Annotated in this window: 11 protein-coding genes; 9 read left to right on the top strand and 2 right to left on the bottom strand. The window is 41.0% G+C overall.

The features are described 5' to 3' along the window. Positions 1-56: 56 nt before the first annotated feature. Positions 57-2123 carry a Na+/H+ antiporter gene (locus tag ABOA58_RS23120; protein WP_350300194.1) on the bottom strand — a complete coding sequence of 689 codons (2067 nt, stop codon included), beginning with the start codon at positions 2121-2123 and terminating at the stop codon, positions 57-59. Positions 2124-2500: 377 nt separating this feature from the next. Here ABOA58_RS23120 and ABOA58_RS23115 point away from each other — a divergent pair, with 377 nt between their 5' ends. The 9 genes from ABOA58_RS23115 (at position 2501) to ABOA58_RS23075 (ending at position 11808) form a co-directional block, all read left to right on the top strand. Beyond that, on the top strand, positions 2501-4093 hold the full coding sequence (locus ABOA58_RS23115; protein WP_434547750.1) for a spore germination protein: 1593 nt from the start codon (positions 2501-2503) through the stop codon (positions 4091-4093). Positions 4094-4119: 26 nt separating this feature from the next. Then, positions 4120-5340: a Ger(x)C family spore germination protein gene (locus ABOA58_RS23110; RefSeq protein WP_350300192.1), complete on the top strand. Its 1221-nt coding sequence runs from the start codon at positions 4120-4122 to the stop codon at positions 5338-5340. Positions 5341-5596: 256 nt separating this feature from the next. Then, on the top strand, positions 5597-6697 hold the full coding sequence (locus tag ABOA58_RS23105; RefSeq protein ID WP_350300191.1) for a GerAB/ArcD/ProY family transporter: 1101 nt from the start codon (positions 5597-5599) through the stop codon (positions 6695-6697). A 183-nt stretch (positions 6698-6880) separates the two neighbouring features. Continuing rightward, on the top strand, positions 6881-7987 hold the full coding sequence (locus tag ABOA58_RS23100; RefSeq protein ID WP_350300190.1) for a GerAB/ArcD/ProY family transporter: 1107 nt from the start codon (positions 6881-6883) through the stop codon (positions 7985-7987). 270 nt (positions 7988-8257) lie between these two features. Beyond that, on the top strand, positions 8258-8995 hold the full coding sequence (locus ABOA58_RS23095) for an extracellular solute-binding protein (RefSeq protein ID WP_413020417.1): 738 nt from the start codon (positions 8258-8260) through the stop codon (positions 8993-8995). 21 nt (positions 8996-9016) lie between these two features. Next, positions 9017-9487, top strand: a complete 471-nt coding sequence (locus tag ABOA58_RS23090; protein ID WP_350300188.1) for a COG4315 family predicted lipoprotein — start codon at positions 9017-9019, stop codon at positions 9485-9487. Positions 9488-9565: 78 nt separating this feature from the next. Next, positions 9566-10120 (top strand): RNA polymerase sigma factor, encoded by a 555-nt coding sequence (locus tag ABOA58_RS23085; RefSeq protein ID WP_350300187.1) that lies wholly within the window; start codon positions 9566-9568, stop codon positions 10118-10120. Continuing rightward, positions 10121-10843 (top strand): anti-sigma factor, encoded by a 723-nt coding sequence (locus tag ABOA58_RS23080; protein ID WP_350300186.1) that lies wholly within the window; start codon positions 10121-10123, stop codon positions 10841-10843. Between the two features lie 269 nt (positions 10844-11112). Next, positions 11113-11808 (top strand): YjjG family noncanonical pyrimidine nucleotidase, encoded by a 696-nt coding sequence (locus ABOA58_RS23075; protein WP_350300185.1) that lies wholly within the window; start codon positions 11113-11115, stop codon positions 11806-11808. Positions 11809-11898: 90 nt separating this feature from the next. On the opposite strand, the gene ABOA58_RS23070 is transcribed toward ABOA58_RS23075, so the two are convergent. After that, positions 11899-13197, bottom strand: coding sequence for an MFS transporter (locus tag ABOA58_RS23070; protein WP_350300184.1), 1299 nt, complete (start codon positions 13195-13197; stop codon positions 11899-11901). Between the last annotated feature and the right edge of the window lie 338 nt (positions 13198-13535).

Genomic DNA, 13535 nt, shown 5'->3' with positions numbered 1-13535 from the left:
TGGATATAAATAAAGAGACACCGCTCCCTGTCGTAACGGTGTCTCTAATTCATTTCTTAATTTTGTATCATTATCATTTCATCATAGATTAAGTTTTGTCTAAGCTCAGTTGCTGTTTGCATGGATATTTGCTCATCTTCAACCATTTGCTGAATGATATCACGTTCGATTTGCATTGCAATCAACTGAAAATGACTCACCATCTCTTCAAAGCGGTTTGCTTCTTTTTCACTTAATGTTCCGAATGGATTCAAATAACGATTATATCTTTGAATGACAAGCATCACTTCATGACGGTTTTCAGGTGTAGTTTGTTGTTTGATCAATGAAATGGCTTCCTTAGAAGCTTCTTTTTGGGCTTTGCGGAACTCCCGGATCAGGTCCGCGTTTTTAACGATGGAGTCCTCTAATTTCGCTTCCCATTTCTTATCCCATTTGACATTGATCTTTTTCTTGAAAAGAATCGCCTGCAAATTGATCCAAGCCCTTTTCAGCGAAGATTTTTGCATATAATTTAAGGTTCTTGAAAGATACACTTTATAAAGTTCTAAGGCTGTTTCAGATATAGTTCCTTTTTCGACTAGTCCAGAAACGACTTCCAATTCCTTATTGGCCCCTTGCTCCACTAAATCGCGTATTGTCCGATTATCGGGTCTGTTCGTGATTCCCCGTTCCAAATCAATCAGTTGTTCATTCAAATCTTCCATTACTTGATTGACAGCTTTCTGATTATCCATGGTTGCTTCTTTGCTTAGCTGATCGATCGTTTTATTTAAAACAATTTCATAAGCCTCCTCAGAGGTTAGGCGTTCATCTTTGAATTCAATCGGTGTCTTTACCAGTAATGGCAAGAGAACCGTAGCCAATGTGACGCTTAACAATATAACGCAAGCTGCGATGAACAAGACTGTATTACGCATCGGGAATAAAGTGTCATCTGGCATAAAATATGGTATGGATAAAGCTGTAGCTAATGTAATGGTTCCATGAATGCCGCAAACGGATGTCAAAAATGCAAATCGTGGTCTTGAAACATTCTCATCATCAGTGTCCTCGCTATCTTCTGGATGAACCCTGGACATAATGAATTGCTCTAATGGATTCACTCTGTTTTTCGTAAAAGTATCATGCAGAAAGTATACCCAAATAAAACGGATCATCAATAATAAAAGAACAATCAAAACACTTATTCCAAAAAGATTACCCCTATTTATGTTGGACTCAATTTCCTGATAAACACTCGGCAACATAAATCCTAATAAAGCAAATACAAGTCCATTCAAAACATAACCTAATACAGACCATGTATTAGATGATACAATTTGCAATTTAGTTGTGGAATTTTGAAGGCGATCCCGCTCGATGCCATGAATTACACCTGCGGCAACCACTGCCAAGATTCCGGAAACATGGAATTCTTCAGCTACCATATATATGACAAAAGGCGTAATTAGCTCAATAACAATAGACATGGAGATTTCTTCAAGTCCATGAACCCGTAAAAATAATCGTAATTTGACGATTAAGTAGCCCAATAGGATACCTATGAAGATACCGCCTATAGCTACAAATATAAAATTAAGCGAAGCATCCTTTATTGAAAATGCTCCAGTTAAGGCAGCTGCCAGGGCAACTTTAAAAGCCACGATTCCAGCAGCATCATTGAAAAGTGATTCACCTTCAAGGATGGGCATCATATTTCCGGGCAATTTCAATCCTTTTGTAATCGATTGTACCGCTACAGCATCCGTAGGGGTAATTGTAGCTGCTAAAGCAAAGGCAACAGCCATCGGCATATCAGGTATTAACCAGTGGATGAAGAAACCTCCTGCAAAAACAGTCACAAATACTAACCCAAATGCCAATAACAGAATAGGCTTACGCAATTCAAGCATTTCTTTACGGGACGTATTTTTTCCTTCTGTAAAGAGTAATGGAGCAATAACACAGATCATGAATAATTCTGAATGAAAATCCAACGATAATTGAAATGGCAATAATGAAAGCACTGCACCCATGGATATCTGATATATCGGTAGTGGAATACGAGGCCATATGGCATTTAATATTGTAGCGATTATTGTGGACACCAATAATCCGAGCAATGTGATTAAGAATGACATAGAATCTCCCTTATCTTCTAATGTTTTAGTCTGATTGCCCATGAAACTTATTTAAAAAGAAAAAAAAGAGGTATTTTAAAGCGAATATCCATCCTTAAAAAATAACCCCCATTTTATGGTCTTGCGTAGCTGTTCAAAAAACACTATTTAGCGAGAGACAGTATTTTAATATATAGCCTCGATTTTTGATATACCCCTTAGTTATTAATTACAAACAGGATATCACAAGAGTTTACGGTTTATTCAAAATCAACTTATAACATAGCTTTTCAAACATGCTAATGAAAATTAAGTTCATGCCGGGCACAGGATTTTCTGTATAAAATACCCTTAATGAAGAAACATAGAAAAATGGAGTTAGAGCGACCTGCAAAAAAATGGGGGTAACCAGCTTGATTCGTAATGTGGGCAAATTGTTAAGGAAAACGAAAGAAAAAAAATCCAGTGTACAAAATAATTACCAAGATTCTAAGCCTGCAGATTCACTTGATGTGAATTTCAGCCGAAATGTAGAAACACTTCGTTCAGTTTATGATAATTGCTCGGATGTCATGTTCCGTTCGTTCTTACTTTTCGGAAAGACGAGAGCCATGCTTATTTACATTGCGGGACTCTCAGACATCGAGGCGATAGAGCAGTATGTTCTATCTCCACTCATGCAAGAGTCATCAAAAGAGCCACAGCCATTAAATGAGTTTATTGAACATAAAATGCCCGTTCCTAAAGTGGTAAAAGTGAATATGTTGGCGGACTGCATTGAATCGATTTCCACTGGAAACCCGATCCTTCTATATGAAGGGGAAAGCGATGGATTTTCTTTAGGATTGTCCAAATGGGAAAAGCGGGCGATTGAAGAACCTATGGCAGAGGGGGGAGTTAGGGGGTCACGAGAGGGATTTATTGAATCTCTAGAGGTAAATACGTCCCAATTGCGACGTATTATTAAAAGTCCTGCCCTTAAAATACAATCGATGAAGATCGGAACTTATACCAGGACGAATGTTTCGATTGCTTATATTGATGGACTAGCGGATAAAACACTGATTGAAGAGATTACAACTCGGTTGGAACGAATTAAAATAGACGGTATTTTAGAAAGCGAGTACATCGAGGAAATGATTGAGGACAATCCGTATTCACCTTTCCCTCAGATCATGACGACAGAACGGCCGGATGTAGCCTGTTCTTGCTTGCTGGAGGGACGGGCTGTCATTCTTGTAGAAGGAACCCCTTTTACTTTAATTGCACCAATATCCTTCTTTTCTTTGATTCAATCACAAGAGGATTATGCTCAACGTTTTATGGCAGGCACCTTTATCCGTTGGTTACGTTATATTTTTATGGGATTATCTCTTTTGCTTCCGTCCCTATATGTTGCTATTTTGACGTTCCATCATGAGGCGGTCCCAACCGCACTCCTGCTAAGCAGCGCGGCATCACGGGAATCGGTCCCTTTTCCTGCAATAGTAGAGGCATTGGCTATGGAAATTACCTTTGAAGCACTAAGAGAGGCAGGGGTTCGATTGCCGAAGCAGGTAGGTTCTGCTGTCAGCATTGTTGGAGCGCTAGTGATTGGTCAAGCTTCCGTACAAGCGGGGTTGGTTTCAGCGCCAATGGTCATTGTAGTTGCGATTACGGGAATCGCTTCTTTTATGATGCCTCGTTATATTGCCGGAATTGCTTTCCGGATGCTGCGTTTTCCTATGATGCTGCTTGCCGGTACATTAGGACTGCTTGGTATCATGATGGGGATCATTGCCATAGTCATTCACTTATGCAGCTTGCGTTCCTTCGGCGTTCCCTACTTAACGCCACTGGCACCGTTAAAAGATCAAGAGCTGAAAGATGTGCTGTGGAGGGCTCCTTGGTGGAAGATGACTACACGTCCGCGCCTCACAGGGGATTCTAATGTATACCGTCAACCTCCGGAGCAGGGACCAAATCCAAAAAGGGGAAGTGAAACGGAGTGAATAATGGTTGGAGGCGAACAAAGATATTGGAGAAAGTAAAGAGGCGTCATTTCATGAAAAGCGTCCTTCTTTTGCTCGGTATTTGTGGAACAACCCCTTTTCTAAGCGGTTGTTGGGATCGAGTGGAAATCACTGATTTGGCGATTGTCACAGCAGCCGCCATCGATAAGAACGATAATGATCACATCGAACTATCCGTCCAAGTTTTTATTCCAAGTTCAATAAGTGGTGGAGGCGGCGGTCAAGGAGGAGGGAGCAGTCAAGGAGGGGGTGCGGTTACGACATTGGTAAGATATGAAAAAGGCTCTAATATTTCAGATGCATTGTCAAAGCTTCAGAGCAAGCTTCCGCGAAAAGTATTTTGGGGACATTGTAAAGTATTTGTATTCGGTGAACAGTTAGCGAAGGAAGGAATTCAAGAGCAGCTGGATTTTCTGCTGCGCCATCCGCAGCCAAGAGAGAAAGCAAATGTGTATGTCAGCAAAGGGAAAGCAAAGCCTATTCTTGAATCTTTGCCACCCCTGGAAAACTATTCAGGCGAAGTGCTTAGAGAACTATCTGATTTACATATCGGGATGCTGGTAACACTGCAGGATTTAGATGAAATGTTAACGGGTATACCTCAAGCGGCCGCACTTCCATTCGTTAAAATTTTACCCCCAGGGAAAGGGCAAACGAAATTACAGGGAATTCCTTACATTGTCGGGACAGCCGTGTTCAAAAAAGATAAAATGACTGGGATGATGACGGAAAAAGAAACAAGAGGGCTATTGTGGTTAAGGGATGAAGTGGAATCATATACCGTGACCATAAAACCCAAAGGGGTGAAAGGGAAGATATCTTTAAGTCCAGTGTCAGCCAAAGTCAAGATCATTCCGCAAATTATCAACGGAGAATGGAAATTATTGGTGAAGGTAAATACAGATGGATCTGTTATACAAAATGGAACGAATTTAAACCTTTCAAATCCTAAGTCTCTAAAAGCTGCAGAACGGGCATATCAAAAAGATATAGAAAAACGCATCGAGATGGCTTTTCTGAATACTCAGCATAAGAAAGCGGACATTTTAGGGTTAGGTAAAGATTTCTATAGGAAATATCCTAAACAGTTTAATAAGGTTGATAACCACTGGGATGAGATATTCTCAGAAATGGAAGTGGAAGTCGATGTTGCGGCCCATATTCGAAGACAGGGCTATATAAACAAACCGGCAGGATTGTCTGAGGAAGAGGTGAAGGACAAATGAGATGGGGGGCTTTTTTTTGTACAAGTGTGGTTGTAGCTCTAATCATTTTGTATGAATGGCCGAGAATGAAACAAAATCCTAAAAAAGATAAAATGGCATTTCTTACACTGCTCCTCACTGGCTTGGCTCTGTCCATGTTCAATCTCCCACAGATGTCAGGACCCACTCAATGGATCGAAACTCTTTTCAGGCCATTTGGAGAGTTTATGGAAAAGTGAGTCCATCAGTAGGTTACGTCACAGAAAGGAGGAAGCAGATGGAGAAAGGGAAAATTTCATCATTACAGATGGCATTCATGATGTATCCGACGATTGTGGCAACGGCTATTCTCGGGATTCCCAGCATCACAGCGAAATATGCCAAAACCGATTTATGGCTGTCCCCCATTCTTGCTGCGCTGATAGGGTATCTGACGGTGTATATCGCTTATAAACTTCACAATCTGTATCCGAAGCAAACTGTGATCCAATTCAGTGTACAGATTATTGGGTTGGCTCCGGGGAAGATTCTCGGTTTTTTATTCTTGTTTTTTTATATCCAGAACACGGGGCTAATCCTTAGAGGTTACGCAGAATTTGTTGTCGGCTCTTTTCTGGTACGTACCCCGATTAGTGTGATCATGGCATCGATGGTGCTTCTGTGTGCGTTCATCGTACGCGGGGGAATAGAAGTGTTGGGGCGAGCTGCTGAATTGTTTGTACCTGTTTTCATTTTTCCAATCTGTATCTTAATCCTTTTGCTGATTCCCGATCTTGAATTCAAGAATATATTCCCGATATTAGGGGAAGGAATTATGCCTCCAATCAAGGGTGCGATTGTACCGGGTGGATGGTTCAGCGAGTTTTTCCTGATCATTTTCCTCCTTCCTTTCTTGGCGGATATGAAAAAAGGGATGAAATCCGGGATGATGACTGTGTTTGTCGTGATGATGACGTTATTTGTGGTGAATCTTACGGTTCTTTTTGTACTCGGGTCAACAACATCCACAAAGCTTTACCCCTTGATGAATGTATCTCGATACATCAGTTTGGCCGACTTTTTTGAACATGTAGAGTCCGCCGTCATGGCGGTATGGATAGTAGGGGCGTTTGTAAAAATTTCCGTTTTTTATTATGCATCTGCTTTAGGTACAGCACAGTGGCTGAATCTCTCCGACTATCGTCCTGTTGTATGGCCGATAGGGATTTTGATTGTCATTTTCAGTTTGTGGTCGTTGCCTAGCTCTGTGGATGTCAGTCGTAATGATATCAACGTCTTCCCTTTACAAAGTATTTTGATGCAAACGATTATTCCTCTGTTATTGTTGGTGATTGCTGTAGTAAGGAAAAGAAATCGTAAAGGAACCGAAACCAGCTGACTGGGCATTTTTTATGCTAAATATCCTATCGTTTAGGTGCTATCTATGTTCGTACTCGCGCAGAGGGCAGGACGTACTGAATGGATTAATCTCTTTATTAAGCCGTTTGAATAGTTAAAAGTAAATCTATCAGTCGGTTGCGTGATTTCAGATTTACATACTATTACAGAAAGGAGGAAGCAGATGGAGAAAGGTAAAATTTCATCTCTGCAGATGGCATTCATGATGTATCCGACGATTGTGGCAACGGCCATTCTCGGTGTTCCAAGCATCACAGCGAAATATGCCAAAACTGATTTATGGCTGTCCCCCATTTTGGCGTCCCTCATCGGGTTTGCGACGGTGTATATCGCTTATAAACTTCACAAACTTTATCCGAAACAAACGGTTATCCAATTCAGTGAACAGATCATTGGTCGGATTCCAGGGAAAATTCTCGGTTTTTTATTCTTGTTTTTTTATATCCCGATCACAGGGCAAATCCTAAGAAGTTACGGAGAATATATTGTCGACTCTTTTCTGGTCAAAACCCCAATTAGCGTGATCATGGCATCGATGATACTCCTCTGTGCCATTATCGTACGCGGAGGGATAGAAGTGTTGGGGAGAGCTGCCCAATTGTTTGTTCCCGTTTTTATCATTCCAATCCTCCTCTTAATCATCTTACTGGGCCCTGATCTTCAATTTAAGAATATATTCCCGATATTGGGGAATGGAATTATGCCTCCAATCAAGGGTTCGATTGTACCAGGTGGATGGTTCAGCGAGTTTTTTTTGATGATTTTTCTACTCCCTTTTTTAGCGGATATGAAAAAAGGAATGAAATATGGGATGATGACTGTGTTTGCCGTAATGATGACGTTAGTTGTGGTGAATCTTATCGTTCTTTTTGTACTTGGATCAACAACATCCACAAAGAATTATCCCCTGATGAATGTATCTCGGTACATCAGTTTTGCCGACTTTTTTGAACATTTGGAGTCCGCCATCATGGCCGTATGGATAGTAGGAGCGTTTGTCAAAATTTCTGTGTTTTATTATGCGGCTGCTTTGGGTACCGCGCAGTGGCTGAATCTCTCCGACTATCGTCCTGTTGTATGGCCGATAGGGATTTTGATTGTAGAATTCAGCTTTTGGTCGTATCCTAGCGCTATGGATGTCAGTCGTTTTGATATCATCGCCTTCCCTTTTTATGGGGTTTTGATGCAAACGTTGATTCCTTTGTTATTGTTGGTGATAGCTGTTGTTAAAAGAAATAAACAGAGAAAAAAGGGAAGCAATTCAAGCTAACCTTTTCTGTCACTTGGTTATAGAGACTTGAAAAAGTATGTAATTAAAGTCATGCCCCATTCGAAGAAAGATACTTTTCGAATGGTTTTTTTATGAGAAAAAAGAAGAATAGCTTAATATCACCAGATGTATTTTGCTGAAGGTTAAAAATAATTAACAATTTTTTCAAACCGTTTTGAAGTTTGTCCCGTTATCTATAGTACAAAGGCTTTTTAGAAGGGAGAGAGGAAAGACTTGAAAAAGGTCATTTTTGTTGTGTGGATATCATTGATGCTAGTACTGTTAGGATTTTCACCGGAAATGGTTCCGAAACGGGGGCAAGCTGTTGACGACGTAGTAAAAGTCTATGGACCAGGTGGCCCTCTTGGACCTATCAAGGAAGTGGCGGAACAATTCACCAAAGAAACGGGGATAAAAGTTGAAGTAACAGCGGGACCCGAAGAAAAATGGATTGATCAAGCCAAACAGGATGCAGATATCATTTACGGAGGGTCCGAGTATATGCTAACAGATTTTATGCATGATCATCCGGAGCTCCTTGATGAAAAAGGCCGTACAGAGTTGTATACACGGTCAGCTGGCATCCTGGTTAGAAAAGGAAACCCAAAGAGTATACAGTCCTTGGAGGATTTGACAAAGAAGGGTGTAAAGATTGTGGATGTTAATGGAGCCGGGCAACTGGGGCTATGGGAAGATTTGGCTGGAAGGAAAGGATTGATTCCTGGAATTAGCAGGAATATTGCCATTTCAGTGAAGTCCAGTGCAGAAGCCATCGATCTATGGAAGGCAAATTCTAAATTAGACGCCTGGATTACATATGAATCCTGGCATTACCGTCTGGCGGATGTTACGGACCTGGTTCAGCTCCCTGAGGAAGACAAGCTCTATAGAGGAACCCCGATAAGCATAACGAGTAAGAGTGATAACAAGAAAAAGGCAAAACAATTCATTGATTATCTTAAAACGGAAGAATCCCATCAAGTATTTCAAAACTGGGGATGGAAGTAAATTGACAAGGAGTGAGAGTATATGAAAAAGTGGATGGTATTTTCAGTTTTTATTATGGTCCTAGTTTTGGCGGCATGTGGAAATGAAGCTAATGATTCACCCCAAAATGATGAAGTGGTTAGTGGTACTGCCGATGAAAAAGCAGTAACCCTAAAATTATTGGAAAGTGAAACAACAGGCGAGTACTTGGCTGATTCCAGGGGAATGGCACTTTATTTTTTCAAGAAAGATAAATCAGGAAAAAGCAATTGCACGGATGAATGTCTGAAAAAATGGCCGCCGTTCATGGAAAGGGATTTTGCAGTCCCTGAAGGGTTTAAGGAAAAAGACTTTGGAACCATTAAAAGGGAAGATACAGGGGAAGAGCAGGTAACGTACAAAGGTTTTCCGCTCTACTACTTTGTGAATGATAAGTCAGCGGGAGATGTCAATGGCGAAGGTATGAAAAATGTTTGGTATATTGTAAATAACAAGACGGTTTTTCCAAAATAAGAAAAAGGGACGATCAGTGATGGTCGTTCCTGTTACACGTTTTATTCCAAATTTACTGGTGAGGAGTTGCAGGTGCGATTGAAAGAAAAACTTGATAAGGAATTGATGGCATTAGTAATGAAAAAGCATCGTCCTGCTCTGGAAGAACTTTATGACCGGCATATTAAATTAATCTATGGTTTTATTTTTAAGTTCACAAATGGAAATCCTGATAAAACTAAAGAGATAGTGCAATTGGTCTTTTTAAAGCTCTGGACCACAAAAAGCAGCTACAATTCCGAAAAGGGGCACTTTGTAAGCTGGCTTTTGACCGTTACACGAAATGTGTGTGTGGATTATGTCCGTAAAGACAGCGTTCATATTCGGAATAATAAACACATGGACATGAGTCGTCCAATTGACTTAGAAGATCCGAATGATGATATAGAAAATGGGCTATTACACAGTGAAATTGCCAATGCAAAAAGTAAGTTAAGCAAGCCGCAAAAAAGACTGATTGATTTACTATATTGGAAAGGGTACTCGTTAACCGAAATTGCCAAAATTGAAAATGAACCGATTGGTACCATCAAGAGCAGACTTCACCAGTCGCTTAAATTGTTGAAAAAGTATTTGGAAGTAGGTGGTTTGTAAATGAATATAGAGTGCGCTAACCTGCTTTCATTTTTATCGGGTGAACTGGGAGAAAAAGAAAAAAAAGCATTCGCGGAACACTTAACACAATGCTCTGAATGCACTGGGGAGTATGAACAAATGACGGAAGCCTGGAATTCATTGAAATGGGATTTCGAAGAAAAAGAACCTTCTTCTTCCCTGAAATCAGAGGTCATGAATTTTGTCTTTGAGGCTGATGATGAAGTTCCAGTGAGAAAGGAAAAGAAATGGAGTCGTTTTTTCTTTAAGCAGTTTACACCAGTAACCTCAGGTCTTTTGTTGGCAGCGCTAGTTTTGGCGTTTGTGCTGTTATATTCCAATATTCAACTGAAAAAAGAGCTTGCGGCCATCAATCTGCCAATGGAGGTTAAAACGTCGCTATCTTTGCAGCCTGCCGATAAGACGGCTGTAAATATGAATACGGACGGTGCAGCATACATTTTGCAGCAAGGAGAAGAAAGACGGTTAATCGTGCAAATTCAGAATTTGCCTAGCCTTCAAGAGTCCGAGGTGTATCAGGTGTGGTTGCTGAAAGATGGAAAACGGACAAATGCAGGAACTTTCAAGCCTGATGAAGCCGGCACAGGATCATTGACATACAAACTGTCCATTAAAGATAAATTCAATCAAATTGGCATCACAAGAGAACCAGACTCAAATAGTACAAAGCCGAGAGGCGAGAAAATAGTTGGCTCTTCATAAAAATAAGAGACTTACCCGCAAAGGGGAAGTCTCTTATTTTCTGTTGGTATTTAATAATAGCTGTGCGTTATGGAATAAACGCCATAATCATGAAAGAGTAAATATGATAACAGTTTACCATTAGGAGTCATCCTCTATAAAGAACCATACAAAAAGGATAGCGCCTTTGAAGCTATCCTTTTTGTAGTTTTCCAAGCTTGCGTATATATTTTCCATACTTAATTAAAGGAAATGTGTTAAGTTGGACTAAAATGATTATGGGGGCAGCGATGAAATACGAGATTATCTTATTTGATGTTGATGATACATTGCTAGACTTTGGAATATCGGAAAAAAAAGCACTGCATGAAGCCTTTTTAGAGTTCGGTTTGCCTACAGGGGCGGAGGATTATGCGGGATGCTACCAAGAAATCAGTAAGGTATTATGGAGGGATTTGGAACAGGGGCTTATAGATTTAACAAATCTGGGAGTGGAAAGGTTCAAGCGGTTGTTCCTGAAGCATGGGCTTGATATCGATGCGGATGCTTTCGGCCGTGTGTACCTAGGACATTTGGGAAAGGAAATACATCTTGTGCCAGGGGCTTTGGAGGTTTGTGAGAAGCTTGGAGGATGCCGGCTGGCCATTATTACAAATGGCTTCACGGCAGTGCAGACAGCAAGAATCGGCGGGTCAGCCCTTTGCGATACCTTTGAGACCTTGATAGTTTCCCAAGAGGCTGGGTTTCAGAAGCCTGATAGAGGGATTTTTGATTATGCATTTTCCGAGTTAAAGATCACAGATAAATCGAAAGCGTTGATAGTGGGTGACTCCTTGACTTCAGATATACAGGGCGGCTTGAATTATGGAATGGATACATGCTGGTACAATCCCCATCAAAAGGTTAATAATCTGGGAATCAAGCCCACCTATGAAATCCGGACGCTCACTGATCTTTTGGAGATTGTAGGCAGTAAACAAGTATAGAGAGGTATATGCATTCTAAAAAACAGAGGCCGCTTGTCCGAGTGATAGGACGTGCAGCCTCTGTTATTACTCATGCCAGAGATTTTAGAATCAGTTCAAATCCAGCTCATGTGGTTTGAGTGTTTGATCCTTTTCTCTCCTTCTGCTGAAATGCGGTGATAATATACAAAGTGCCAGGGAAATCGCGAGACCTGCCATCATGAATCCGCCAAATACCAAAGGGGATGGGCCATATGATTCCGCCATGGTGGTCCAGATGAGCGGACCGAAACCTGCAATGGCTGCCGCAACCTGATAACCGACGGATAATCCAGTATAACGGACTTTGGCTGGAAAGAGCTCCGAGAATAATGTCCCTTGTGTAGAAAAAATGGCTCCCCAGATGACGCCGAGTACAATTGCCTGCATAATGTAGAACCAGCCGACTCCACGCCCAATCATTGTGAAATATGGGATGGCCAAGACGAAAAGGAGAATAAGGCCCCCAAAATAGATGATTTTTCGATCGACAAAATCTGAAATGTAACCAATGATAGGAATGGTAACTAGCATTGTAGCGCAACCAATCGTTAAGCCGGTAAGGGCTGAATCTTGGGAATAACCAAAATACAGTGTAGTAAAGACGAGAACATAGGACATGATGAATACATTGAAGAACCCATCCCCAATCTTTAGTCCGATCACTTGCAGCACACTTTTCCAATCGTGTTTCAACGTTTCAATAATGGGAACTTTCGCAAGATCGCCGCTATCTTTCTGCGCTTTAAATTCCGGCGTTTCTTCAATGCCACTCCTTACCCAGATTGCCAATCCGATCAGTACACCGCTTAAAAGGAATGGAATCCGCCAACCCCAAGATAAAAATTGGGCATCGGTTGTCAAGGAACTAATAAGGGTTAGGCTGAAAGAACCGGCAACCAAGCCGATGGGGACTCCTAGTTGGGGAATAGATCCATATAACCCACGGACACCTTTAGGAGCAGATTCCGTTGCCAATAGGATGGCTCCGCCCCATTCACCTCCCAAGGAAATTCCTTGAATCAACCTCAGCACCACCAAGATGGCGGGGGCGGCCAACCCAACCTGGGCATAAGTGGGCAGAACACCGATTAGCATTGAACTCCCTCCCATACCAATAAGGGTGAACATGAGTGCTGCCTTCCGGCCGATGCGATCGCCCATATGACCGAACAGGATGCTGCCGATTGGACGGGCTGCGTAACCAGCCCCGAATGTGACAAAGGCGAGAAGAAGTGAAATCGCTGGATCATGATTGGGAAAGAATAGAGTTGTAAAAACCAGGCCCGTTGCTGTCCCGTATAAATAGAAATCGTACCACTCAATAACGGAACCAGCTAAACTAGCGAAAAGAACTCGACTTTTTTTCATGATAAATGCTCCTTTAATGCTAAGTTTTTCATCAAAATCGTTTTCAACAATAAATAAAGCCGAAATGAACAAAAATGATGGTTAATGAATATAAGTAAAAAACTGGATTATTTAGATTATTTTAGAGGGCTTATCCATACCGGTCAACATATTTCTGACTTTTCTGAAAAAATGAAGCGAATAACATAGCTCCCTTTACCTGTAATGGAATATAATTAATTCTAAAGTAATGGAAATAAACGATTCGATCTTCCTGGATAAAATGAAAATGTTTTACTAATTATGAATCATAATATTTAGAATTTTTATGTATAGAAGGATGGCAAAGTGGAAATCAT

It is taken from the genome of Peribacillus frigoritolerans (assembly GCF_040250305.1).
In the GTDB taxonomy this organism is placed as follows: domain Bacteria; phylum Bacillota; class Bacilli; order Bacillales; family DSM-1321; genus Peribacillus.
Note: the sequence above shows the minus strand (reverse complement) of the source record. Positions and strands in the feature narration are given on the sequence as shown.